Raw genomic sequence first — 24,328 nt, forward strand, 5'->3', positions numbered from 1 at the left:
GATGGCACGTCGTACGTCCACGTTGCAAATCCTCGTCACCACGGTTGCCGCATGGGGGGTCGGCGGCGTGATCTTCTTCCCGATCCTGTGGCTGCTGCTGACCAGCTTCAAGACCGAGGTCGATGCGTTTTCCAGCCCGCCCAGCTTCGTGTTCTTCCATTGGACACTGGAAAACTACGTCGCCGTGCAAGGACGCAGCGACTACTTCGCGCATGCCTGGAATTCGGTGGCGGTCTCGCTGGGGTCCACCCTGATCGCGCTGGTCATCGCCATCCCTGCCGCGTGGTCGATGGCGTTCTCGCCCACCAAGCGCACACGCGGGATTTTGCTGTGGATGCTATCCACCAAGATGCTGCCGCCGGTGGGCGTGCTGGTGCCGATCTACCTGCTGTACCGCGACTCCGGGCTGCTGGATACGCAACTGGGCCTGATCATCGTGCTGTGCCTGAGCAACCTGCCGATCATGGTCTGGATGCTGTTCAACTACTTCAAGGACATCCCCAAGGACATCCTGGAAGCGGCGCGCATGGATGGCGCCACCATCGGCAAGGAGATCCTCTACATCCTGGCGCCGATGGCGGTTCCCGGCATCGCGTCTTCGCTGCTGCTCAACGTGATCCTGGCCTGGAACGAGGCGTTCTGGTCGTTGAATCTGTCCTCCTCGCAGGCCTCGCCGTTGACCGCGTTCATCGCCTCGTATTCGAGTCCGGAAGGCCTGTTCTGGGCCAAGTTGTCGGCCGCCTCGACGATGGCCATCGCGCCGATCCTGGTGCTGGGCTGGTTCTGCCAGAAGCAGCTCGTGCGCGGGCTCACCTTCGGCGCGGTGAAGTAGATCACTCAACTTTGATAGGTGGTTCATGGGACGCATCACGCTGCAAGGTGTCAGCAAATCCTTCGACGACACACAGGTCATCCATGGCGCGGATCTGGAGATCGACGACGGCAAGTTCGTGGTCTTCGTCGGCCCTTCCGGCTGCGGCAAGACCACGCTATTGCGCTTGATCGCCGGGCTGGAAGACGTCAGCGGCGGGCGCATCCTCATCGACGGCCAGGACGTGACCGGTCTGGCGCCGGCCAAGCGTGGCTTGTCGATGGTGTTTCAGTCGTATGCGCTGTATCCGCACATGAGCGTGCGCAAGAACATTGCCTTCGGCCTGAAGATGGCGCGCGTGCCCAGTGCCGAGATCGAGCGACGCGTGGCGCAGGCCGCTACGGTGCTCAACCTCACCGAGTATCTCGACCGCAAGCCCGGGCAGTTGTCCGGCGGCCAGCGCCAGCGCGTGGCGATCGGCCGCGCCATCGTGCGCGAGCCCATGGGCTTTCTGTTCGACGAACCGCTCTCCAATCTCGACGCGGCCTTGCGCGTGCAGATGCGCCTGGAAGTCACCCGCCTGCAAAAGCAGCTCAAGACCACTGCGGTGTATGTCACCCACGACCAGGTCGAAGCGATGACCATGGCCGACGAGATCGTGGTGCTGCAGGCCGGACGCATCGAACAGGTCGGCACGCCGCTGGAATTGTACGAACGCCCTGCCAACGTATTCGTGGCCGGCTTCATCGGCTCGCCGCGCATGAATCTGCTGCAGGGCGAGGTGGCTGCGCGCCATGGTGCGGTGACACTCGGGGTGCGCCCGGAGCACATCGCCGTGCAGCGCGGCAGCCCCGCAACCGGCACCGGCGATGCCTGGCAGGGCAGCGTGATCCAGGCCGAGCATCTGGGCAGCGACACCTTCGTGTACGTGGAGATCCCCGGCGTGGGCACGGTCGATGCGCGTTGCACCGGCGATCTGCGTGTGCACGTCGGCGAAACGGTGACCTTGGTCCCCGACCCGCAGCATCTGCACCGCTTCGACGCGCAGCAACAGGCCATGCGCTGAGCGCGCGCTCCATCCCCCTCGTTCCTCCCCCGTTTTCGCTCCTCCCCCACGATCAAGACCAGCAGGAGATATGCCGATGTATCTGGACAAGTTCAAACTCGATGGCCGCGTGGCGGTCGTCACCGGCGGCGGCCGCGCGATCGGCCTGGCGATTTGCGAGGCGCTGGCCGAAGCCGGCGCCAAGGTGGTCATTGCCGATCACGATGCCGCTGTGGCCGAGCAAGGCCTGGCCACCCTGCGCAGCAAGGGCCTGGACGCGCAGATCGTGCAGATGGACGTGACCGATTCGGCACGCGTCACCAGCGTTGCCGATACATTGAACGCGCAGTTCGGCAAGGTGGACATCCTGGTCAACAACGCCGGCATCGCCCGTAGCCAGACCCCGGCCGAAACGGTCACCGACGAGCACTGGCTCAATGTCATCGACGTCAACCTCAATGGCACGTTCTGGTGCTGCCGTGCGTTCGGCAGGCACATGCTGCAAAGCGGCGATGGCGTGATCGTCAACGTCGGCTCGATGTCCGGCTTCATCGTCAACAAACCGCAGGCGCAGGCCTACTACAACGCCTCCAAGGCAGCCGTGCATCACCTGACCAAATCGCTGGCCGCCGAATGGGGCGCACGCGGCGTGCGCGTCAATGCCGTCGCGCCGACCTATATCGCCACGCCACTCAATGCTTTCGTCAAGGAAGACCCGGCGATGTACGACGCCTGGATCGGCGGCACGCCGATGGGACGGCTGGGCGAAGTGGAAGAAATCGCCTCGGTGGCGCTGTTTCTGGCATCTCCTGCCGCCAGCCTGATGACCGGCAGTATCGTGCTGGCCGACGGCGGCTATACCTGCTGGTAAGCCATGCAACCGACCAACGAGGCGATCTATATCGGCGTGGACGTGGGCACCGGCAGCGCGCGCGCCGGGCTGTTCGACGCGCGCGGCCAGTTGCTCGGCACCGCGCGCCATGCCATCCAGACCTGGTACCTGCCCGGCGAGATGGTCGAGCAGTCCTCCGCAGACATCTGGCAGGCCTGCGTGCAGGCGATCCGCGCCGCGCTGGCGCACACCGGCGTGGACGTCGCGCGGGTGGCGGGCATCGGCTTCGATGCCACCTGCTCGCTGGTGGCGGTGGCCGCCGACGGCGGGCCGGTGTGCGTCAGCCCCAGCGGCCAGGCCGACCGCGATGTGATCGTGTGGATGGACCACCGCGCCATCGCCCAGGCCGCGCACATCAACGCCACCGACGAGCCGGTGCTGCGCTATGTCGGCGGGCAGATTTCGCCGGAAATGCAGACCCCCAAGCTGCTGTGGCTCAAGCAGCACCTTCCCGACAGCTACGCGCGCGCGGCGCACTTTTTCGATCTGGCCGACTGGCTGAGCTGGCGCGCCACCGGCAGCACCGCCCGCTCGCTGTGCACGGTGACCTGCAAGTGGACCTACGTGCAGCACGACGGCGGCTGGAGCCGGCGTTACTTCGAACGCATCGGCCTGGCCGACCTGCTGGACGATGCGGCGGCGCGGATCGGCAGCGAGGTCGTGCCGCCGGGCACAGCGCTGGGCCAGGGGCTTTCGGCGCAGGCTGCCGACGAATTGGGCCTGCGTGCCGGCATCGCGGTGGGCGCGGCGTTGATCGACGCGCATGCCGGTGCCATCGGCACGCTCGCCAGCCCGTCCGCAGATGGCCAGCCGATGCCGATCACTGCGCGATTGGCCTATATCTTCGGCACCTCGGCCTGCGTGCTGGCCAGCACCCAGACCCCCTGCTTCACGCCCGGGGTCTGGGGGCCTTACGGCTCCGCACTGGTCCCGGGGCTATGGCTCAACGAGGGCGGCCAATCTGCCGCCGGCGTGGCAATCGACACCCTGGTGCGCTCGCATCCGGACTATGCCGACGCCAACGCACAGGCCACCGCCGCAGGCCAGGATGTGCTGCAGTGGCTGGAAGAACGCGTGCTCGCGCGCGTCGGCAGCGCGTCCCAGGCCGCTGTGCTGGCGCGCGGTCTGCATGTGCTGCCGGACTATCTGGGCAACCGCTCGCCCGATGCCGACCCCAACGCCCGCGCCATGATCGCCGGGCTGACCATCGACCACGACCTGCAAGGTCTGGAAGCGCTGTACGTGGCCGGCGTCTGCGGCCTGGGCTACGGGCTGGCCGAGATCATCGATGCGTTGCGCGCGCAGGGGGTGAGGTTCGACAGCGTGATCATGAGTGGCGGCGCCAGCCACAGTCGCCTGGTCCGCCAACTGATGGCCGATGCGTGCGGCGTGCCGGTGCAGGTCGCGGCTACCGCCGAACCGGTGCTGCTGGGCAGCGCAATGCTGGCCGCAGTGGCCAGCGGTGGCTTTGCCGATCTGCCGGCAGCCATGTCGGCGATGAGCGGCCTGGGCGCGAGCACTGCCGCGACGCCGGTGCCCATCGCGCGCCTGCATGCCGCGAAGCGACGTGGCTACCAGGCCATGCAGGCGCTGGACCGAAGCCTGCGTCATGAGATGGCGCAGCTGCCGGCGGACGACGATTGATGCCTGCGACGCGCGATCAACCAGCGCCTGGCGGCAGTTGATGCAGGCATGCCCACCAGCGCGCCGGCCGGGGGCGCTGCATCGTCGCCTGCGACGCGAGATAGCCCAGGTGTCGGCAGACAACTCTTGAAGGGTGCGTCGCGTGATCGGCGAAGCGTGCAGCGGTGGGCGAAGGCATGACGACCAGCGCGCCGATTGAGCGCACTGGACCGGCAGCTGCGCCGCTGGGGATGGGGCGACGACGCCTGAAGCACGCGTCACGCGATCGGCGAGAATCTGCGGCGCATCGACGTCGATGAAAACTGCCGACGCGCTGTCGCGAGCAGCCGTCGGGCAACGCCTGCGACGCGCGGGAACCGGAGGGCATGCGCGGCACACGGCGATGCAGCGCGTGACGGCCAGACACGCGTCATCGAAGCGCCGTGATTCTGCTGATCGCGCTACAGGCCCCAAAACGCAAACAGCCCGCACAAGGCGGGCTGTCTGGACATCGTCATCGTCGGCCACCGTAGTGGCGGCTGACGATCAGTCGTCGTTCTTGGACATGTCTTCGTCGGCGACCACTTCGGCGGCGGCCCATTCCAGCGCTTCGCGCTCGGCACGCTCGCGTTCGGCCTTCTCGACTTCATCGATCAGCGCGTTGTCGATCCGGCGGGCAGCGATCTCGCGCAGCGCCATCACGGTGGGCTTGTCGCTGGCGTCTGCGTTTTCGATCAACGGCTGCACGCCGTTGGCGAGCTGACGGGCGCGCTTGGAGGCCATCATGACCAGCTCGAAACGGTTGTTCACGACTTCCAGGCAATCTTCTACGGTAATGCGGGCCATGCGGGCTCCCGGCGACCAGCAACGGCCGCGCATCGAATGAGGGAAAGGGGGCGGAGTGTACGCCGACGTCGCTGGGCGGGCAACCGGCGGCCATTCAGTTTGCTTTGGAATCAGCCACTTGGACCACATCGACCACCCCACACCAGCGCCCCGGTGCGCAGAACACCCCTGCAGATCCGGCCGCTCAGCCGCCATCCCAGGTCATCCACACCTGCACGCATGCCGGTCGTCGACCTGCCGCGTTATGGCGTCAGAGCAACCGCTGCGGGCAGCGTGCATCACACGCGTGCAAGCGCCCACCCGGCGGGCTCAGTCCAGCAATGCCTGGATCAAGCCGGCATGCCGCTGCTGCTGGGCCTGCCGACGCAGCCGGCTGGCAGTGAAGATGGCGCACATCTCCGAGACCGCGGTGTCGAAGGTCTCGTTGATGATCACGTAATCGAACTCTTCGAAATGCAGCATTTCTTCGCGTGCGGCGGCCAGCCGCTGCGCCATCACGTCTTCGCTGTCCTGCCCGCGCTTGCGCATGCGCTCGTCCAGCGCCTGGCGCGACGGCGGCAGGATGAACACGCTCACCGCATCGGGCACTTTCTGGCGGACCTGGCGTGCGCCCTGCCAATCGATCTCCAGCAGCACATCGTGGCCGGCGGCCAACTGCGGCTCCACCGACTGCCGCGCGGTGCCCTTCCAGTCGCCATGCACCCGCGCATATTCGAAAAAGTCGCCCGCTTCGATCATGCCCTGGAACTCGTCGGCCGAGACGAAATGGTAGTGCTCGGCATGCCGCTCGCCCGGCCGCGGCGCGCGCGAGGTGAACGAGATCGACAACGCGATCTTCGGGTCGCGCGCCAACGTGGCGTTGACGATGCTGCTCTTGCCGGCGCCCGAGGGGGCCGCAACGATATAGAGGGTGCCGCGCATTTTAGGGAATAGGGAGTCGAGAATAGGGAATGGGGCACCGCGCGGAGCAAGCAGGCCGTGGGGAATCGTACCTGCTTTGACGATTCCCCATTCCCGATTGCCTATTCACGGCTATTCGATGTTCTGCACCTGCTCGCGAATCTGATCGATCAGCACCTTCAGATCCACCGCGGCGTTGGAGGTGCGGCTGTCCACCGACTTGGAGCCAAGCGTATTGGCTTCGCGGTTGAACTCCTGCAGCAGAAAGTCCAGCCGGCGGCCGACCGGTTCGCGCTGCTTGAGCACGCGGCGGATTTCGGAAATGTGGCTGGACAGACGGTCCAGCTCCTCGTCCACATCGAGCTTCTGCAGCCACAGCACCAGTTCCTGCTCGGCGCGGCCCGGGTCCACCGGATGCGGCAGATCGGCCAGGCGTGCCGCCAGCTTGGCGCGCTGTCCCTCGCGGATCGCCGGGATCAAAACGCGCACCTCGGCGGCGATGCGTTCGATCGCATCCACACGCTCGCTGATCGCCTCGGCCAGCTTGCCGCCTTCGCGCTCGCGCGCAACCACAAAACTGTCGACCACTTCGTCGAGCAAGGCCAGCGCCTGGGCCTGCAGCGCGGGCGCATCCACGTCCTGTACCTGCAACACGCCGGGCAGCTGCAGCAGATCGGTAAAGCCCACCTGCAACTTGGGAAACAGCCCGTCCAGCCGCGTGGCCAGCGCACCCAGTTCCTGCAGCAGCGATTCGTTGACCGCCAGCGTCTGTGCGTTGTCCGGCGCGCGCAAGCGCAGCGTCAGGTCCAGCTTGCCGCGGCTGTTCTTGGCTGCCACGCGTTCGCGCAGCAGCGGCTCCAGCGCACGCAGTTCTTCGGGCAGGCGCACGCCCACTTCCAGAAAGCGGTGGTTGACCGAGCGCAGCTCGCAACCAAGCGTGCCCCAGGGCGTGATGCGTTCGCCGCCAGCAAACGCGGTCATGCTTCGGATCATCGTCAATCCCGTGCCGTCAAAGCGCGAATGGTACCCTAGCCGCCCACACCGGCCGGCTGCTGCCCGCCGTGCATTGGCGCCAAGACCCACCTCCCGACTTCCGGACTCATCGCATGACCTTTTCCCGTCCCAGCGGCCGCATGGCCGATCAGCTGCGCCCGGTGCGCATCGAACGCTCCTTCACCCGCCATGCCGAAGGCTCGGTGCTGGTGAGCTTCGGCGACACCCGCGTGCTGTGCACCGCCAGCGTGGAAAACCGCGTGCCGAACTTCCTGCGCGGCAAGGGCGAAGGCTGGGTCACCGCCGAATACGGCATGTTGCCGCGCTCCACCCACACACGCTCCGACCGCGAAGCCGCACGCGGCAAGCAGGGCGGGCGCACGCTGGAAATCCAGCGCCTGATCGGCCGCGCCTTGCGCGCCTGCGTGGATCGCAACGCACTGGGCGAACGCACCATCACCCTGGACTGCGACGTGCTGCAGGCCGACGGCGGCACCCGTACCGCTGCGATCACCGGCGCCTACGTGGCGCTGGTCGATTCGGTGAACCTGCTGCTCAAGCGCGGCGACATCAAGAAGCATCCGTTGATCGGCGCCGTCGCTGCGGTGTCGGTGGGCATCTATCGCGGCGAGCCGGTGCTGGATCTGGATTACCCGGAAGACAGCGACTGCGACACCGACATGAATGTGGTGATGAACGATGGCGGCGGCTTCATCGAGCTGCAGGGCACCGCCGAAGGTCACGCGTTCCGCCGCGAAGAACTCAATGCGCTGCTCGCCCTGGCCGAGAAGGGCATGGGCGAACTGTTCGCACTGCAACGCGCTGCGCTGGCCGGATGAGCCGGCGCATTGCCCTGACCACGCTGCTGGTCGCCGATTACGATGCGGCCATTGCCTGGTACACCGGCGCGCTGGGCTTCCAGGTGCTGGAAGATCGCGCGCTGGGCGACGGCAAACGCTGGGTGGTGATCGGCCCGGGCAGCGCGCAGGACGCCGGCTTGCTGCTTGCGCAGCCGGCCGACGCCACGCAGCAGGCGCGCATCGGCGACCAGACCGGTGGGCGGGTGGATCATTTTCTCTACACCGACGACTTCTGGCGCGACCACGCGGCGATGCAGGTGTTTGGCGTTGAATTTCTGGAAACCCCGCGCGAAGAACCGTACGGCACGGTCGTGGTGTTCCGCGATCTGTACGGCACCAAGTGGGATTTGCTGGAGCCCAAGCAATGAAACAACTGGTCCTGGCCAGCGGCAACGCCGGCAAGCTGGAAGAACTGCGCGCGATGCTGGCCGCACTGCCGCTGCGCATCGTCGCGCAAGGCGAACTCGGAGTGGAAGACGTGCCGGAAACCGGCCTGACCTTCGTCGAGAACGCGCTGATCAAGGCACGTCATGCCAGCGCCGTCACCGGCCTGCCGGCGCTGGCCGATGATTCTGGTCTGATCGTCGATGCGCTTGGCGGTGCGCCCGGTTTGTACAGCGCGCGCTATGCCGGCAGCCCGACCAATGCGCAGGCCAACAACGCAAAGTTGCTCGATGCCATGCGCGATGTGCCCGCCGAACGCCGCAGCGCGCGTTTCTACGCGGTGATCGTGCTGCTGCGTCACCCGGAAGATCCGCAGCCGTTGATCGCCGAAGGCAGCTGGGAAGGCGTGATCACCACGCAACCGCGCGGCGATGGCGGCTTTGGTTACAACCCGGTGTTCCTGGACCCCGTCTACGGCCTGACCGCAGCGGAAATGGACAGCGAGCTGAAGAACCGCCTCAGCCACCGCGCAGTGGCGCTGGCCACGCTGCAGCACAAACTGCACGCGCTCGCGATGTAACGGACGACCTCACGCAGTGCCCGACCTGATCCCGCCCCCGCTCTCGCTCTACGTGCACCTGCCCTGGTGCGTGCGCAAATGCCCGTACTGCGATTTCAACTCGCATGCGGCCAAGGGCGTATTGCCGTTCGAGGACTACGTAGATGCATTGATCCGCGACCTGGATGCGGATCTGCCGCTGGTATGGGGACGCGTGGTGCATTCGGTGTTCTTCGGTGGCGGCACGCCCAGCCTGTTTCCGGCCGAGGCGATCGACCGCTTTTTGCAGGCCGCAGCGGCGCGGCTGCGGTTTGCACCGAACCTTGAAATCACCCTGGAAACCAACCCGGGCACGGCCGAACACGGCCGCTTCGAGCACTACCGCGCGGCCGGCGTGAACCGGCTGAGCTTCGGGGTGCAGACCTTCGACGATGTGGCATTGCAGCGGCTGGGCCGCATCCATGACAGCGCCGACGCCGAGCGTGCGATCAAGCTGGCGCAGGATGCCGGCTACGACAATTTCAACATCGACCTGATGTATGCGTTGCCCGAGCAGACGCTGCTGCAGGCCGAGCACGATCTTGAGCGCGCCTTCGCGCTGCAGCCCACGCACATGTCGCACTACCAGCTCACGCTGGAACCGAATACGGTGTTCTTCGCGCGTCCGCCCAAGGGCATTCCCGACGACGATGCTGCCTGGGATATCCAGGAACATTGCCAAGCGTTGCTCGCCGACGCCGGCTACGCGCAGTACGAAGTCAGCGCCTACGCCAAACCCGGGCGACAGTGCGCGCACAACCTCAATTACTGGCGCTTCGGCGATTACCTGGGCATCGGTGCCGGCGCGCACGGCAAGATCAGTTCCGGCGCCGAGCAGCACGTGCTGCGTCGCTGGAAGCACAAACACCCGCAACCCTACCTGGCCAGCGCCGGCACCGCCGCGTCGATCGGCGGCGATGAAGTCGTGCCGCGCGAGCGCTTGCCGTTCGAATACATGCTCAATCTGTTGCGGCTGCACGAAGGGTTTCGCCTGAGCGATTTCGAGGCATCGACCGGTCTGGCTGCCGCGGCCATCGCTGCGCCGGTGGCGCGTGCGGTGGCACAGGGGTGGTTGATCGAGCAGCACGGACGTGTGGTGCCCACCGAACTGGGCCGCCGCTTTACCAACGATGTGGTCGAACTGTTCCTGAGCTGACCGCGCACGTCGCCATGCAGGCGTTGTCGGCAGCACGTTGATACGACAGCTGGCAACGCTGCAGCTAAAGGCGCACGCTCCTGCCGACGCACACGCACAGACAGCGACGCATCGACTGCCGGCGCCCCATAGGGTCGCTGGGCACTGGGAAAACATGCTACATAGCTCACGCTTCGCATCGAGCCCACCCTCCCGGATGTCCACGCCCGTTTCCTCCCTGCAGCCCACACTCAGCGGCCCGATCGCCGAGGCACCCGTGTCCGCGCGTGGCCGTCGCCTGCTGGGCATGCTGCATGCGCACTGCGTGCAGGCGCTCAATGGCCCGCTGCGGTTGACCATCGTCGAGCTGGAGCGCGCCCTGCTGCACAGGGCCGAACATGCGCGCAACAGCCAGATCCAGGCCGATACCTACGCGCAGATGCGTGGGCTGCGCGATCACATCGACCACTTTCCGCAGCTGTTCCTGCAGCATCTGGCGCAGGATCTGGCAACGCTGCGCGATCGCCCCAGCCTGACACCGCCGGCCGAGACCGCAGCCCAGCCGCAGATGCTGACCCTGGTGGAAGACACCGATATCGACCGCGATATCGTGCTCAGCGAGATCGCCCGCCGCGAAACGGCACGCCGTGCCGATGCGCTGCAATTGCTGGCACAGCGGCTGGCGGTGATCGGCGCGGTGCCGGAGTTCGAGCTGGACGCCTTGCCGCTTGGCCCCTACGCGCTGTGCCGGATCGTGCGCGAGTGCGGCCAGCTGCTGGGCCTCAACCTGGATGGGCAGCTGGCGTTGTACAAGGTGTTCGAGCACCAGGTGATGGATCGCCTGGGCGACCTGTACGAAAGCGCCAACGTCACCCTGGCGCAGGAAGGCATCCTGCCCGGGCTGATCTACCACCCGTATCTGGTCAGACCCACGCAGGTGCAGACACGTCGCACCTTGCCGGACAGCGCAGGCGCTCCCAGGAACGCTGCAACCTCTGGCACGCCCGGCGCCGCGCAACCCGGCGCGCGCCCGGCCACCGCATGGGCAGGCCAATCCGCGCCAACCGCATGGCAGAGCGCGCTACTCGATGCGCACGGTACTTCCGCGGTTGCGCCCACCGCATCGACAAGCGCGCAATCGACCTCACCCGCACTGGACGACGTGGCACATGCGCTGGGCGGCCTGATGTCCTCGGCCCGCCAGGCGCAGGCCGCGGGCGGCGCTGCTGCGCATCAGGGCGGCACGCCGGGCAGCCTGGTGCAGGCCGCCGCTGCACAACCGTCTGTACAGTCCTCTGCGCAGCCCTCCGGCCCTGCCCCGGTCAGCGTCCCCACGGCGGCGCTCGGCGAGGCGCTGGCCAGCCTGCAGGGCGCACTGAGTGCGCAAGCAGCGGCAACCCCACAGGCCGCCGGCATCGATGCGGTACAGCGTCAGGTGCTGGAGCTGTTGCGCGCCGAGCACGGTACACAGGCCGCGCTATCGCCGCAGGACAACGACACCTTCGACCTGCTCGGCCTGCTCTACGCGCAGATGCAGCGTGAAGTGCGCGAGCACACGCCTGCGCAGGCCCTACTCGCCAAGCTGCAGGTGCCGGTAGTGCGCGCCGCGTTGGCCGACACGCACTTCTTCGTGCGCGACCAGCACCCGGTGCGCGAGTTGCTCAATACCGTGGCCGAGTCCGGCGCGGTGTGGCTGGGCGACGACGACGTCGACCCGCAGCTGTTGCACAAGCTCGGCAGCGCGGTCGACAAGATCGTCAACGACTACCAGGGCGACGAGGCGGTGTTTGCGGCCGCCAACGACGACATCCAGAGCCATCTGCGCAACCTGGCGCGCAAGGCCGAGGTGGCCGAACGCCGGCACGTGGATGCCGCACGCGGCAAGGAACGGCTGGAATCGGCCAAGCAGCAGGCGCAAGCGCGCATCGAGCAACTCTGCGAAGACAGCGCGCCGCCGCGCTTCGTGCAATCGCTGCTGCGCCAGGCGTGGTCGGACGTGCTCACGCTCACCCTGCTGCGGCAAGGCGAACAATCGCCCGAATGGGACGAGCGCCAGGCCCTGACAGCGCGCATCGCCGAAGTCACCTGCCGCAGCAAGGGCTTGCCGACCGACGTTGCGCTGGGCACCGACGTCGAAACCGCGTTGCTGCAGGTCGGCTATCACCACGATGAAGCGGCTGCGATCGCGCGGCGTCTGTCCACTCCCGGTGGCGACGATGAACTGACCTCGCGCACCGAGCTCACCGCCAAACTCAAGGCGCGCGCGCGGCTGGGCGACCAGGGCGACACCGCCGCGCGCAAGCCGGCCATCACGCCGCGAACGCCGGACGAGGACGCCTGCTACATGCAGCTGCGCAGCCTGCCCTTCGGCACCTGGTTCGAATTCGTGATCAATCAACAAGGCGACCTGCGCCGGCAGCGCCTGTCCTGGTACAGCCCGATGACCGGCAACGCGTTGTTCGTCAATCAGCGCGGACAAAAGCTCGGCGAGCAATCGCTGGATGGTCTGGCGCGGCTGATGGCCAGCGGCCAGGCACGCTTGCTGGTGGAAGAAAAATCGCGGCTGATCGATCGCGCCTGGCATGCCACCGTGCGCACGCTACGCAGCCTGGCCGGGCACTCCCCCACCGAGGCATCCGCATGATCCAGGACACCCGCCGCGCCCCGCGCCGCCAGCCCAGCGACATGGTGCCGGTGGTCGACATGCTCAGCGACGCGCAGATCGGCCGGGTCGGCAATGTCTCCGAAACCGGCATGCTGCTGCTGGCCTCGGTTCCGTTGCACGACGACGCGCTGTATCAGCTGCGTTTCAGCCTGCCCGAGCGCATCGGCCGCGCCACCGAAATCGATGTCGGCGTGCATCTGCTGTGGTCCGAAGCCGCACATGCGCCCGGTCAGGCCTGGGCCGGCTTTCGTTTCCTGAGCATGTCCGAGCCGCATCGCCTGCGCCTGCGCGCCTGGATCGCCGAAGAACACATGATCGGCTGACCGATTCACAGGCTTTGCGGCAAACTTGTGGCCTGCCTTGCATCGCCGACCGAGTTCCGCATGACCCAGCCTTCCATGAGCCGCCTGTATTCCTACCACCTGCGCACGCTCAGCGCGCGCGCCGATGAAGCATTGCAGCGCGGCGGCTTCGATCACCTGGTGGTGCCCAGCGGCACCACGCACTACCAGCTGTTCGACGACCGCGATTACCCGTTCGCGGTCAACCCGCAGTTCAAGACCTGGGTGCCGCTGACGCGCATTCCCAACAGCTGGCTGATCTACACCCCGGGCCAGCGCCCGACGGTGCTCTTCTATCAACCGTTCGACTACTGGCACGTGGTGCCCGACGCCCCCAGCGGCTGGTGGGTGGAGCATTGCGACATCCACATCATCCGCACTCCGGACGAGGCGTTGACGCTGCTGCCCGCGCGCAGCGAACGCTGCGCCATCCTCGGTGAAGCGCAGAGCGCATTGGGCGCCTACGTGCCGAACAACCCGCAGCCGGTCATCGATTACCTGGACTATCAGCGCGCCTTCAAGACGCCGTACGAACTGGCGCTGATGCGCATCGCCCAGCAACTGGCGGTGCGTGGGCATCGCGCGGCCGAAGCGGCGTTTCGCGCTGGCCAGAGCGAATTCGGCATCCATATGGCCTACTGCGCAGCAGTGGGCCAGGACGCCAACACGCTGCCGTACGGCAACATCATCGCGCTCAACGAACATGGCGCAGTGCTGCACTACACCGAACTGGGCCAGCACGCGCCGCAACCGCTGCGCAGCTTTCTGATCGACGCCGGCGCGTCGGCAGAGGGTTACGCAAGCGACATCACCCGCACCTATGCCGCCGACCCCGGCAGCGAGTTTCAGGCGTTGATCGACGCCGTCGATGCCGCACAGGTGCGCATGGGCCAGAGCGTGCGCGCCGGGGTGGATTACAAGCAACTGCATGTGGACGCGCATCTGGCCCTGATGGGCATCCTCAAGGATTTCGGCATCCTCACCGTGTCGGCCGAAGCCGCACTGGCCACCGGCGTCAGCGCCGCGTTCTTCCCGCACGGCCTGGGCCACCTGATCGGCCTGCAGGTGCACGATGTGGCCGGCTTCGCCGCCAGCGACCGCGGCGGCCGCATCGAACGCCCGGCAGGCCACCCGTACCTGCGCCTGACCCGCGTCCTGGAACCGGGCATGGTGGTGACCATCGAGCCAGGCGTGTATTTCATCGACATGCTGCTGGACGAGGTCAAACAGAACGGCCACGCCGCCAGCGTCGACTGGCAGCGCGTGGAGCAGTTCAAGCCCTACGGCGGCATCCGCATCGAAGACGAAGTGGTGTGCACCGACGACGCACCGGAAAACCTGACCCGCCCGGTGTTTGCCGCACCCTGATCAGCACAGCACGGAGCATCGCCATGAACGATCCACGCCAAACCTCGCACCCCGACCACCCGATGTACCAGCAGATCGAACGCGGCGTGCATGCGATCGACGCCGCGCACGGCCGCGCTCCAGACCAGACCAGTGCGCGACTCACTGCCGCCTTGCTGCCGCTGGCCAAGGAAGGCGGGCTGTCGCGCGTGGATCACGTGTTGATGAGCGAAGCGAACAAGACCGGCGTGCACGGCGGCGAAAACGTGTTCGTGGTGCAGGGCGACCCCGCCAACCCGGCACATCTGCGCGCGCACATGAAAACCGCGCAGGCACTGGCCACGCCCGAAGAACAGTCATTCGAGCGCGCGCGGCAGATCGCCGCACCTGGCGACGCACTGCAACAGCCAGAGCGCACGCAGACACCGCAGCTGGGCTAGTGACACTGCCGGCGCGTCGTGCTTACGCCGCGTCAGGCAAGGTCACCTCGACGGCGCATGCGCTGGTTGGAAGCACGCTCGGCGCGAATCATTGAGATCGGCTCACACAACGTAGCGAGTCATCGTCAGGTGGATGAGGACGACGCACTCAGAAACGAAGTGCACGAGCGCTACATGCCGCACCGAGCACCAGCCAAGCCCGCATAGCTACTGCACAGTCGTCTTGTTGGCTGCTCCAAGTCCATCGCGCATCTTGAGTTGCGTGTGCGGTTACGCCGGCCCACCAGTCGCTTGCGGTGATGCATCGCAATGCCAAGCGTCCAGCATCTGCGTGAAAGTACTGACGGCAACGCGGCTGGCGATCCAGACGATCGACCTGTCAGCAACTACACGCGCACGCCGGCCATCTCCGCTTCGATCTCATCGGCGCTGCGCGCAAGCGCATCGGTGAGCACGCGATGGCCATCGGCGGTGATCAGCACATTGTCTTCGGTGCGGATGCCGATGCCGCGCCACTTGGCATCCACGCTGGTATCGTCGGCGGAGACGTACAGCCCAGGCTCGATGGTGAACACCATGCCGGGCTCCAGCAGGCGCGAGTCGCCGGCCAAGCGGTAATCGCCGACGTCGTGCACATCCAGACCCAGCCAATGCCCGGTCTTGTGCCGATAGAACCGCTTGTACTGCTCCTCGGCAATGTTGCGCTCCAACTTGCCCTTGAGCAGGCCCAGGCGCAGCAGCCCCTCGGTCAGGGTTTCCACCGCAGCCACGTGGCCGGCCTCGTACGCCACGCCGGGACGCGCCTGTGCGAGCGCAGCCGCCTGCGCCGCGCCGACCAGCGCGTGCAGCGCACGCTGCGCGGGCGTGAAGCGGCCGTTGACCGGAAAGGTACGGGTGATATCGGCCGCATAACCGCGGTATTCGGCACCGGCATCGATCAGCACCAGGTCGCCCTCGCGGCTGCGCGCGTTGTTGGCGCGGTAATGCAGCACACACGCGTTGCTGCCGGCGCCGACGATGCTGCCGTACGCCGGCCATGCATCGGCAGCGCGAAATTCGCGCTCCACCTCGGCCTGCAGTTCGTACTCGTGCACGCCCGGGCGCGCCAGCCGCATCGCCGCACGGTGCGCACGCACGCTGATGTCGGCGGCCTGCTGCATCAAGGCGATTTCGTCGCGCGATTTGAACAGGCGCTGCTCGTGCAGCAGATGGCCAAGCTCCAGAAATTCGTGCGGCGGCTGCGCGCCATGACGCACCTGCTCGCGCACGCGCTTGAGCCAGCCGATCAACTTGAGATCGAAATCGACATCGCGCCCGAAGTGGTAATAGACCCGGGTGCGGCCCTCGAGCAGACCCGGCAGGATCTCGTCCACGTCGTCGATTGGGTACGCATCGTCCATGCCGTAGCATTCCACCGCCCCTTCCTGGCCCTCGCGTGGACCATCCCAAGCTTCGCGCTCGGCATCGCGCTCGCGGCAGAACAGGATCGCCTCGCCATGCTTGCGCCCGGGCACCAACACCAGCACTGCCTCCGGCTCGGGAAACCCGCTCAGATACCAGAAGTCCGAATCCTGCCGATACGGGTAATGGGTGTCGTGGCTGCGGATGCGCTCCGGCGCAGCCGGCAGGATCAGGATGGCCTTCTCGCCGGCCATCTGCATGAGCTGCTTGCGCCGGCGCGCATATTCGGCTGCGCCGATCCCGGTGAGCTTTTTCATGGCGGTGCGGCGATCAGTTCAGGCGTTGACGGAAACGCGGCCCCATCACGCAGTCGCCATGCAGCAACAGCACTGCCACGCGCACGAACTCTTCGATCTCGGCCAGCGCGGTGTCGTCTTCTTCGCCGGCATCGAAGTCGTCGCTGGAGGCCTGCGCCAGACGCGCCAGATCCTGCAACGCTTCCTCGCCCTCTTCGCTCAGCGCCGGGCGCTGCTGCGCGGCCAACCCGAAACCGCCCAGAAACGCGCGGCACCAATCGAACAAGGCGTCGGTGCGTGCCGGCAGTGGAGCGCCGTCTTCGACCAACAGCAGCTCAAAGGCGAAATCGCGATCTTCCAGCTGCGCCACCGTGGCCTGGCGCATCTGGTCCAGTGCGCCCCCCTGCTTGGGCGCGACCTGCGCGGTGTCGGCCAGGACGCGCGCCAACCAGTCGCCGCTGTCGGCGCCACCGCCGGACAGCCATCCGCATAAGCCGCCGTGCAGTTCCGCCGCAGAGGACGCCAGTGCGAGCTGACGACTTTCAGTTTGCACAGCGGTTACGTCAGGCAGATCCATCGAGTCATCCAGGCTAAGGGCAGAAGGCACCCGCGCAGGCGGGCGATCAGACTTCCCAGTGTATCAAGGCACCCCGCGTCGGCCGCTACCGCGAGGTTCCATGCAGCGTTCCAGACGCGCTGCGCCGGGCTGGCACGACCCGGCCCCAGGCCTTGGCGGGCCTGGCCTGAAGGCGCGCAAGCCAGCGGTCGTCCGGCGCTTGACCGCCGCGCGCACGCGCCCCTATCGTGAGCGCATGGACAACGCTGCCGCCCTCGCCCAACTCCGCGCACTTGCCGCCCGCGTGGAAGCGCTGGTCGAGCGGACTCAACGGCTGACCGACGAAAACCGCAGCCTGCGGCATCAACAGGAACAGTTGATCGGCGAGCGTTCGCAACTGCTGACCAAGAACGAGCAGGCGCGCTCGCGGGTGGAAGCGATGATCGTGCGGTTGAAGTCATTGGAGCAGCACACGTGAGCACCACCGAGCCGGTCAGCGTGCGTATTCTGGATCGTGAATACACGGTTGGCGTCACTGCGGACGAGCGCGAGAGTCTCACCGCCGCAGCGCGGCTGCTGGATCTGCGCATGCGCGAGATCCGTGGCAGCAACCGCATGGCGGCGGTAGACCGCGTCGCGGTACTGGCCGCACTCAATCTTGCGCACGAGCTGCAGCAGTTGCGCGATCAGCAGGCGCTCTACGATCGCGAACTGGCCAATACGCTCGACACCTTGAATCGCCGTCTGGACAGCGTTACCGACACGCCGCGTTGAGGCGTACGTCGCACTGCCGTCGCAAAGATGAACTTTGCAGGGCGCGCGCCGACGAATGGGCTAGCCATCGCGCGGCAGAGGTCTATAATTCAGTTGCGTTCTCTGCTGTAAACGACAGCGTGCAAAACATTCGCCTTGTCCCTTAATTACGACCACGGGGGCGCGACGAAGCCGGGAGTGCAAGTCCGCCTTGTCGCGGGAAGCCCGATGGCCTCACAACGTCCCCACTTGAACCCCGGGTTCAAGGTCGTTTCGCCCGCATCGTCACGGCGGAGAATGCAAATCTGAAACGGCGCCTTCGGGCGTCGTTTCTTTTTGTGCGTTCGAAGCCTGTCTGTGTGTGCCACCGCCGCTTGCAACTGGAAACGTGAGCATGACCTTGCGGCAGTGCTGCCATGTGCGGTCGCACGCTATCTGCGCTCGCGCAGGTACGCCCTGGCGCGTTTACGCCGATTGATACCGCAATGGTGCGACGCATCGCCGGATGCCGCGACGATGCCACTGCCCACCGACTCCGTGCTGGGATCGCAGGTACGCGAACCCGAACCCAACACCGCCGAATCGGCACCGAATGCGATGCGTGCGCCTTGCACCGCTGCACTTAGGCCTGGTCGCACCTGAACTCATCTCCTTTCGTCGGTTCGATCTCCAATGAAGCCCAGTTGGCGGATCCGCAGCGCCGGCTCTTCCAGTGACGACGCCAGATCCCTGCCGCAGGCAGCGGTCCAACCCATCGCGCCAAGCGCTCCTGCGAGGATGGTCCACGCGCCGATGGCGCGACCGCGTGCATAACCACCCGCGCATGACGTCGCGCACGCGATGCGATCAGGTGGCCTGTCGTGAGCGTGATCCGCACGACGACACCGCCAAAAAGATCGGCTCGCGTGAAAGGCAACGGACTGCCAGCGCGCCATTCCGGACACACCGCTAGGCAGGTGGACGCCTGCCACCGACAATGTGTCTCCCTCACCGCCGCGAGACCCCAATGACCGAGGACCGAGAGGCGTTGCGCCAGCAGTTGCGCGCGCAGCGGCGCAGCCTGCCGGCGGCGCAGCGTCTGGCCGCTGCCGATGCCTTGTCGGAGCGCTTGCTGGCGCTGCCGTTTGCGCCGCAGACCGGCGCGGTGGCCGGGTATTGGGCGATGGATGGCGAAATCGCCTTGCATCGCTGGCAACTGAGCCTGCCGGACGGCGTGCAGTATTGCCTGCCGGTGCTGGACGGCCGCGTGTTGCGCTTTGCGCCCTGGCGGCCGGGCCAGGGCCTGGTCAGCAATCGCTACGGCATTCCCGAGCCGGACGTGGACCGTGCCGACACGCTGGCCCCCGAGGACATGGCGCTGGTGGTGACCCCGCTCACCGGCTTCGACGCCGCGTGTCGGCGGCTGGGCATGGGGGGCGGCTGGTATGATCGCAGCTTCGCGTTCCGGCATCGCCAGGCGCCACCGCCCTGGCTGGTCGGCGTCGGCTTCGCTGCGCAACAGGTACCTGCGTTGCCGACCGAATCCTGGGACGTGGCGATGGATGCCATCTGTACCGAACACGCCACTTTCCTGAAAGACGACACCCTCTCTGTATGACTGCCCGCAAGCGCTACTGGTTGATGAAGTCCGAGCCGGACACGTTTTCCATCGATGATCTGGAGCGCGTCGGCACCGAGCCGTGGAACGGCGTACGCAATTACCAGGCGCGCAATTTCATGCGCGACGGCATGCAGGTCGGCGATGGCGTGTTGTTCTATCACTCCAACTGCAAGGTGCCCGGCATCGTCGGCATCGCCAAGGTGGCGAGCGCGGCGTACCCGGACGACACCCAGTTCGACCCCACGTCCGACTACCACGACCCCAAGGCCAACCGCGAAGACCCGCGCTGGATGCTGGTGGACGTGGCGTTCGAGCGCAAACTCAAACGCACGATTTCGCTGGACGAGATCAAGCAGCACGCCGATGCGCTGGGCGAAGGCTTCCCGCTGATCGCACGCGGCAACCGGCTGTCGATCCTGCCGGTGACTGCCGCGCAGTGGAAATTGTTGCTGGCGATGGAGTAGCCGGGAGTAGGGATTCGGGATTTGCGATTTGCAAATCCCGGCCCAGCCCAGCCGCTCTTGCGATTCCCGACTCCCGACTCCCTAATCCCGAGCCCCAACATGTCCGAAGCAAAACGCCTGGCCGCCGAGAAGGCAATCGATTACGTGGAAGACGGCATGATCGTCGGTGTCGGCACCGGTTCGACGGTGGCCTACTTCATCGATGCGCTGGGACGGATCGGCCATCGCATCAAGGGGGCGGTGTCCAGCTCCGAACAAAGCACCGCGCGCCTGCGCCAGCACGGCATCGAGGTGCTGGATCTCAACCACACCGGCACGCTGTCGCTGTACGTGGATGGCGCCGACGAGTGCGACCCGAACCGCTGCCTGATCAAGGGCGGCGGTGCGGCGCTGACGCGCGAGAAGATCATTGCCGAAGCCAGTGAGCGCTTCATCTGCATCGTGGACCCGAGCAAGCAGGTGCCGATGCTGGGCAAATTTCCGCTGCCGGTGGAAGTGATTCCGATGGCGCGCAGCCTGGTAGCCCGCCAGATCCTGGCAATGACCGGCGGCCAGCCGGTGTGGCGCGACGGCGTGATTACCGACAACGGCAACGTGGTGCTGGACGTGCACAACCTGCAGATCACCGACCCGGTGGCGCTGGAGCGCAGCGTGAACCAGATTCCCGGCGTGGTCTGCGTTGGGTTGTTCGCGCGCCGCCCGGCCGATGTGGTGATCGTCGGCGGCGAGCCGCCGCGCGTACTCTGACGCGGCTGGCCGTTGCCCGCCTACCGGCGCGGGACCTTCAGCTGCGGCATGGATGCCGCCTACGCGCCTCCTTGGATGGGTCCATGGCGCGTCCGTGCCGGTAGGCGGGCAGCGGCGCAGCCGCCAAGCGGCAGATCAGCCACCGAATCGACTTCGGCGCGTGCGCGACCAATGCGCGCACCCATGCGCCGGCTTGACGCACGCCGGTGCATGGCAGAAGGTGCGCCATCCTTCGCCCCGTCGGTATGCCGTATGCGCCCTGTCCGCTTCCTCGTTCTTGCGTGTCTGATCCTGCTCGGCGGCTGCGCCAGCAGCGGTCCGTGGGTGGAACTGGCCGGCGCGCGCTATCAGGTGGAGCTGGCGCAGAACGATGCCGATCGCATCAAGGGGCTGATGTTCCGCGATGCCATGGACGAAGATCGCGGCATGCTGTTCATCCACGACCGCCAGGAGCCGATGGCGTACTGGATGAAGAACACCAAGATCGCACTGGATATCCTTTATTTCGACAACCAGCGCCGGCTGGTGTCGCAGCAGCGCGACGTGCCGCCGTGTTCGGCCGGCGACGCCTGCCCGCCCTACCCCAGCAAGGCGCCGGCCCGCTATGTGCTGGAGCTCAACGCCGGCCAGGCGGCCAAGCTAAACCTGCAGGACGGGGCAGAACTTGTTTTCAGTCCGGATATTCCCAAGCTGAAGTGATTCACAGCGATGCGGTGTCTCCTGTCAGGAAGTACCGGACTTGAACCTCGCGCCGCTTGCCGACACTCTTGTCGGCATGGTCGATATGCTCCCACTTCCCCATTGGACCGCGCTCGCCAGCCTGGACGACGATGCGGTGCCGTTGATGTCCACCGCGCTGCTGATCGCGCGCGACGAATATCCGCAGCTGGACGCCGAGTTGTACGACACGCTGGTGCAAAGCCACGTCGAGCATCTGCGCCGCGAGGTGGATGCGATCGATCTGTGGCCGTTGAAGATGGCCGCGGTCAATCGCTACCTGTTCGATGAGCTGGGCTACTCGGGCAATCACGACGAGTACTACGACCCGCGCAACAGCTATCTCAACCAGGTATTCGAGCGCCGGCTGGGCAATCCGATCTCGCTGGCGATGGTGCAGATCGAAGTCGCCCGGCGCCTGGGCATCCCCCTGGCGGGCGTGTCGTTTCCGGGCCATTTTCTGGTGCGGCTGCCGGTGGACGACGGCGTGCTGGTGATGGACCCGTTCAATGGCGGTCGCCCGTTGGGCGTGGACGAGCTGCGCGAACGCGCGCGCCCGCATCTGGGCGGCGAAATCCCCGACGACCGCGCAATGGCGCAGATTCTCGACCCCGCACCACACCGGGCGATCCTGATCCGCATCCTGCGCAATCTGCACGGTGTCTACGCCGATGCCGAACACTGGGACCGCGCCGCACGCAGCGCCGACCGCATCCTGAAGCTGGTGCCCGACCAACCCGAAGCGCTGCGCGACCGCGGCATGGCGTACCTGCACCTTGGCCACCGCAACGGCGCACGGCATGACCTGACGCGTTATCTGCTGCTCAACCCAAGCGCGCAGGATGCCGCAAACCTGCACGAGCATCTGGTGGAATTGAACAGTCAGCGCGCTCGCTCGCACTGACTGTTGCCGTCAGGAAACAGCCCCACCCACTAGTGGGGCTTGCCTTGAGCCGACCGTGGCAGCTGATACGCGGTTATATACTCGCCGTTCGCGCCATATATAACGATATTATTATAATTGGCATCGCTGTAAACCACGTGCGCATGGCAAGGACAATTTGCCCGGGCTGTCAGCGTTCCATTCGATTGCAGCGTAGCGTCTTGCGCACTCGTTGCTATGGGCAGTTGGGATGCAGTGCCCGGCACAAGCGATAGCACCGCCATCACATCGTCATTCAGCGCATTGATCTGAAGAAATTTAAGCCCAGCCTTTTCGAAAACGTAGGCTTTAAAACGCGGTGATAGGCTCAGATTCGCCTTACCCGCCGGCAACCGCTCACCCAAGCCCTGAATCAGGGACGGTTGGTCGGCCGTGGACGCAATCGCCCCGAATGGAGCTGCAAGGGCCAAGACCAAGATCGTCGCGCGTAGCGATACTTTCAACATAAAAATCCTTTTCAGTATTGAAACGATTTCGGCACCTCATGCAGCACAGGTGCCAGCCGAAAAACAAAGGCAATTATTGCAGCGATTGCTGGCTACCCCGCGAGGTTACTCTTGTGAAAGTCGCATTTCCAATTCCGCACAGCTCTTATCCAGGAAGATCATTCCATTAGTCTCCAAAGACAAGATCACTAAAATTTCTCTACCAGCGTCTCTTCAATCGATCTCCACCATCTCGAAGTCGTCCTTTGTCACGCCGCAATCCGGGCAGGTCCAGGTGTCGGGCACGTCTTGCCAGGCGGTGCCGGGGGCGATGCCTTCTTCGGGGATGCCGTCGGCCTCGTGATAGAGAAATCCGCAGACCACGCACATCCAGGTGCGGTAGGTGGTGGTGGATGTGTCGCTCATTGGATAATCGCGGTCACGCAACGGTGGGACCTGCATTGTCCCATCCCACCCACCGCTTTCGGAAGCGCTGCCATGCCCCAGCTGCAAGACGCCCGCGGCGTCTACCTGATCACCCCCGATGACACCGATACGCCGCGCCTGCTTGCGCGTACCGCACCGCTGTTGTCGGGCATCACCTGGCTGCAGTACCGCAACAAGCAGGCGGACGCGGCACTACGGCTGCAGCAGGCCAGTGCCCTGCGCGAGGTCTGCGCGGCCCATGGCGTGCCGCTGATCATCAACGACGATGCGCAGCTGGCAGCGCAGGTCGGCGCGCATGGCGTGCACCTGGGCGAAGACGATGGCGATGTGGCGGCGGCACGTGCGCTGCTGGGGCCGCAGGCGATTATCGGGGTGTCGTGTTACGACGAGATCGATCGTGCGCGCGTCGCGGCCACCGCAGGCGCCAGCTACGTGGCGTTCGGCGCGTTTTTCCCCACCACCACCAAACAGACGACCCGTCGCGCCACGCCCGCGCTGCTGCAACAGGCGGCCGATCTCGGCCTGCCACGGGTGGCCATCGGCGGGATCGCGCCGCCGCAGGTCGGTGAGCTGGTCGCTGCAGGCGCCGAGTTGATTGCCGTGGTCAGCGGTGTGTATGCAGCGGCGGATCCGGTCGCAGCACTGCGGGCGTATCGGGCCGGATTTGCGCAGTAGTTTCGCTGACGGATGACAGCGTTACGGGTGGACCGCGCCATTCCAGACAGAAAACTAACGTCTTGAATACTTGTGCAAACGCGCTTGTGAAGCGTTGTTTTGTCTGGGTGCGATCGAAAGCCAGAGCAACACCGCAGTGTCGCGGGCACGGTGCCCTCGCCGCTCGCGGGATACGCCGTGAACCCATCCCTGGGGGCTCGATGGCGGCATCCATGCCGCCAACGGTACCGCAAGCGGCGAGGACACCGCGCCAGAACGATGGTCGGTGCTTGTATGAAAAAGCTGATCGCAGCGCGTGGCAAACGCGCTTGCAGATGCAGGCGACTGCGTGATCGCATTCGACAGGCGCTGACGCAGAGATGCGTAAAGCTGGCACCTCATCTCGTACGCACCACAAACGTAGTGCGCCGATCGCACCACGCAC

The 24,328-nt window shown here is 65.9% G+C and carries 27 protein-coding genes and 2 other RNA genes; 21 read left to right on the top strand and 8 right to left on the bottom strand.

What is annotated here, in order from left to right:
• Window position 1 precedes the first annotated feature (1 nt).
• The 4 genes from ACCQ06_RS17885 to ACCQ06_RS17900 all read left to right on the top strand — a co-directional run bounded on the left by ACCQ06_RS17885 (window position 2) and on the right by ACCQ06_RS17900 (window position 4,392).
• Window positions 2–832, top strand: a complete 831-nt coding sequence (locus ACCQ06_RS17885) for a carbohydrate ABC transporter permease (protein WP_316688260.1) — start codon at window positions 2–4, stop codon at window positions 830–832.
• Between the two features lie 25 nt (window positions 833–857).
• Window positions 858–1,877 (top strand): ABC transporter ATP-binding protein, encoded by a 1,020-nt coding sequence (locus tag ACCQ06_RS17890; protein ID WP_316688262.1) that lies wholly within the window; start codon window positions 858–860, stop codon window positions 1,875–1,877.
• 76 nt (window positions 1,878–1,953) lie between these two features.
• Window positions 1,954–2,727 carry an SDR family NAD(P)-dependent oxidoreductase gene (locus ACCQ06_RS17895; protein WP_316688263.1) on the top strand — a complete coding sequence of 258 codons (774 nt, stop codon included), beginning with the start codon at window positions 1,954–1,956 and terminating at the stop codon, window positions 2,725–2,727.
• Between the two features lie 3 nt (window positions 2,728–2,730).
• Complete coding sequence (locus ACCQ06_RS17900; protein ID WP_316688266.1) at window positions 2,731–4,392, top strand: FGGY-family carbohydrate kinase; 1,662 nt, start codon at window positions 2,731–2,733, stop codon at window positions 4,390–4,392.
• A 525-nt stretch (window positions 4,393–4,917) separates the two neighbouring features.
• Here ACCQ06_RS17900 and rpoZ read toward each other — a convergent pair.
• From rpoZ to ACCQ06_RS17915, 3 genes are all read right to left on the bottom strand, one after another.
• The gene (gene rpoZ, locus ACCQ06_RS17905) at window positions 4,918–5,217 is read right to left on the bottom strand and encodes a DNA-directed RNA polymerase subunit omega (protein WP_002812428.1); all 300 of its coding nucleotides are present in this window, start codon (window positions 5,215–5,217) and stop codon (window positions 4,918–4,920) included.
• Between the two features lie 309 nt (window positions 5,218–5,526).
• A complete protein-coding gene (gmk, locus tag ACCQ06_RS17910; RefSeq protein WP_055848600.1) occupies window positions 5,527–6,138 on the bottom strand; it encodes a guanylate kinase in 612 nt (203 codons plus the stop codon).
• A 111-nt stretch (window positions 6,139–6,249) separates the two neighbouring features.
• A complete protein-coding gene (locus ACCQ06_RS17915; protein WP_055848598.1) occupies window positions 6,250–7,110 on the bottom strand; it encodes a YicC/YloC family endoribonuclease in 861 nt (286 codons plus the stop codon).
• Window positions 7,111–7,223: 113 nt separating this feature from the next.
• On the opposite strand from ACCQ06_RS17915, the gene rph reads away from it, so the two are divergent.
• The 8 genes from rph (at window position 7,224) to ACCQ06_RS17955 (ending at window position 14,880) form a co-directional block, all read left to right on the top strand.
• A complete protein-coding gene (gene rph / locus ACCQ06_RS17920; protein ID WP_316688524.1) occupies window positions 7,224–7,949 on the top strand; it encodes a ribonuclease PH in 726 nt (241 codons plus the stop codon).
• Window positions 7,946–8,338, top strand: a complete 393-nt coding sequence (locus ACCQ06_RS17925; protein WP_316688527.1) for a VOC family protein — start codon at window positions 7,946–7,948, stop codon at window positions 8,336–8,338. Before rph ends, ACCQ06_RS17925 begins: the two co-directional genes overlap by 4 nt.
• Window positions 8,335–8,934 carry an RdgB/HAM1 family non-canonical purine NTP pyrophosphatase gene (rdgB, locus tag ACCQ06_RS17930; protein WP_228324608.1) on the top strand — a complete coding sequence of 200 codons (600 nt, stop codon included), beginning with the start codon at window positions 8,335–8,337 and terminating at the stop codon, window positions 8,932–8,934. The genes ACCQ06_RS17925 and rdgB overlap by 4 nt, the downstream gene beginning before the upstream one ends.
• 16 nt (window positions 8,935–8,950) lie before the next feature.
• Window positions 8,951–10,108 carry a radical SAM family heme chaperone HemW gene (hemW, locus tag ACCQ06_RS17935; RefSeq protein ID WP_104616631.1) on the top strand — a complete coding sequence of 386 codons (1,158 nt, stop codon included), beginning with the start codon at window positions 8,951–8,953 and terminating at the stop codon, window positions 10,106–10,108.
• Between the two features lie 196 nt (window positions 10,109–10,304).
• Window positions 10,305–12,731: a DUF1631 domain-containing protein gene (locus tag ACCQ06_RS17940; RefSeq protein WP_316688531.1), complete on the top strand. Its 2,427-nt coding sequence runs from the start codon at window positions 10,305–10,307 to the stop codon at window positions 12,729–12,731.
• Window positions 12,728–13,075 carry a PilZ domain-containing protein gene (locus ACCQ06_RS17945; protein WP_104616633.1) on the top strand — a complete coding sequence of 116 codons (348 nt, stop codon included), beginning with the start codon at window positions 12,728–12,730 and terminating at the stop codon, window positions 13,073–13,075. The genes ACCQ06_RS17940 and ACCQ06_RS17945 overlap by 4 nt, the downstream gene beginning before the upstream one ends.
• A gap of 60 nt (window positions 13,076–13,135) precedes the next feature.
• Window positions 13,136–14,461: a Xaa-Pro dipeptidase gene (gene pepQ, locus ACCQ06_RS17950; protein ID WP_316688534.1), complete on the top strand. Its 1,326-nt coding sequence runs from the start codon at window positions 13,136–13,138 to the stop codon at window positions 14,459–14,461.
• 23 nt (window positions 14,462–14,484) lie between these two features.
• Window positions 14,485–14,880, top strand: coding sequence for an XVIPCD domain-containing protein (locus ACCQ06_RS17955; protein WP_228324611.1), 396 nt, complete (start codon window positions 14,485–14,487; stop codon window positions 14,878–14,880).
• Between the two features lie 99 nt (window positions 14,881–14,979).
• Here ACCQ06_RS17955 and ACCQ06_RS17960 read toward each other — a convergent pair.
• The 3 genes from ACCQ06_RS17960 to ACCQ06_RS17970 all read right to left on the bottom strand — a co-directional run bounded on the left by ACCQ06_RS17960 (window position 14,980) and on the right by ACCQ06_RS17970 (window position 17,154).
• A non-coding RNA gene (locus ACCQ06_RS17960) (sX9 sRNA) lies at window positions 14,980–15,056 on the bottom strand.
• A gap of 210 nt (window positions 15,057–15,266) precedes the next feature.
• The gene (locus tag ACCQ06_RS17965) at window positions 15,267–16,598 is read right to left on the bottom strand and encodes an aminopeptidase P N-terminal domain-containing protein (RefSeq protein WP_316688536.1); all 1,332 of its coding nucleotides are present in this window, start codon (window positions 16,596–16,598) and stop codon (window positions 15,267–15,269) included.
• A gap of 13 nt (window positions 16,599–16,611) precedes the next feature.
• Window positions 16,612–17,154 (bottom strand): YecA/YgfB family protein, encoded by a 543-nt coding sequence (locus ACCQ06_RS17970; protein ID WP_316688538.1) that lies wholly within the window; start codon window positions 17,152–17,154, stop codon window positions 16,612–16,614.
• Window positions 17,155–17,389: 235 nt separating this feature from the next.
• Between ACCQ06_RS17970 and ACCQ06_RS17975 the strand changes: the two genes are divergently transcribed.
• From ACCQ06_RS17975 to ACCQ06_RS18010, 8 genes are all read left to right on the top strand, one after another.
• Window positions 17,390–17,611, top strand: a complete 222-nt coding sequence (locus tag ACCQ06_RS17975) for a TIGR02449 family protein (RefSeq protein WP_055850286.1) — start codon at window positions 17,390–17,392, stop codon at window positions 17,609–17,611.
• Window positions 17,608–17,907, top strand: coding sequence for a cell division protein ZapA (locus ACCQ06_RS17980; protein WP_104616637.1), 300 nt, complete (start codon window positions 17,608–17,610; stop codon window positions 17,905–17,907). The genes ACCQ06_RS17975 and ACCQ06_RS17980 overlap by 4 nt, the downstream gene beginning before the upstream one ends.
• A gap of 96 nt (window positions 17,908–18,003) precedes the next feature.
• A non-coding RNA gene (ssrS, locus tag ACCQ06_RS17985) (6S RNA) lies at window positions 18,004–18,187 on the top strand.
• Between the two features lie 705 nt (window positions 18,188–18,892).
• Window positions 18,893–19,483, top strand: a complete 591-nt coding sequence (locus tag ACCQ06_RS17990) for a 5-formyltetrahydrofolate cyclo-ligase (protein ID WP_316688540.1) — start codon at window positions 18,893–18,895, stop codon at window positions 19,481–19,483.
• Complete coding sequence (locus ACCQ06_RS17995; RefSeq protein WP_170068685.1) at window positions 19,480–19,950, top strand: EVE domain-containing protein; 471 nt, start codon at window positions 19,480–19,482, stop codon at window positions 19,948–19,950. Before ACCQ06_RS17990 ends, ACCQ06_RS17995 begins: the two co-directional genes overlap by 4 nt.
• A 99-nt stretch (window positions 19,951–20,049) precedes the next feature.
• A complete protein-coding gene (rpiA, locus tag ACCQ06_RS18000) occupies window positions 20,050–20,697 on the top strand; it encodes a ribose-5-phosphate isomerase RpiA (protein ID WP_316688541.1) in 648 nt (215 codons plus the stop codon).
• A gap of 252 nt (window positions 20,698–20,949) precedes the next feature.
• Entirely contained in the window at window positions 20,950–21,396 is a 447-nt protein-coding gene (locus ACCQ06_RS18005; RefSeq protein WP_316688543.1) for a DUF192 domain-containing protein, read from the top strand.
• Between the two features lie 40 nt (window positions 21,397–21,436).
• Window positions 21,437–22,318 carry a SirB1 family protein gene (locus tag ACCQ06_RS18010; RefSeq protein WP_316688546.1) on the top strand — a complete coding sequence of 294 codons (882 nt, stop codon included), beginning with the start codon at window positions 21,437–21,439 and terminating at the stop codon, window positions 22,316–22,318.
• A gap of 29 nt (window positions 22,319–22,347) precedes the next feature.
• On the opposite strand, the gene ACCQ06_RS18015 is transcribed toward ACCQ06_RS18010, so the two are convergent.
• Together ACCQ06_RS18015 and ACCQ06_RS18020 are read right to left on the bottom strand one after the other, a co-directional pair.
• Complete coding sequence (locus tag ACCQ06_RS18015) at window positions 22,348–22,803, bottom strand: hypothetical protein (RefSeq protein WP_316688548.1); 456 nt, start codon at window positions 22,801–22,803, stop codon at window positions 22,348–22,350.
• Window positions 22,804–23,016: 213 nt separating this feature from the next.
• On the bottom strand, window positions 23,017–23,229 hold the full coding sequence (locus ACCQ06_RS18020) for a rubredoxin (protein WP_372365861.1): 213 nt from the start codon (window positions 23,227–23,229) through the stop codon (window positions 23,017–23,019).
• Window positions 23,230–23,280: 51 nt separating this feature from the next.
• Between ACCQ06_RS18020 and thiE the strand changes: the two genes are divergently transcribed.
• Complete coding sequence (gene thiE / locus ACCQ06_RS18025; protein ID WP_104616645.1) at window positions 23,281–23,904, top strand: thiamine phosphate synthase; 624 nt, start codon at window positions 23,281–23,283, stop codon at window positions 23,902–23,904.
• Window positions 23,905–24,328 lie beyond the last annotated feature (424 nt).

The sequence above is a fragment of the Xanthomonas sp. NCPPB 4467 genome, assembly GCF_041475665.2.
Classification (GTDB): domain Bacteria; phylum Pseudomonadota; class Gammaproteobacteria; order Xanthomonadales; family Xanthomonadaceae; genus Xanthomonas; species Xanthomonas dyei.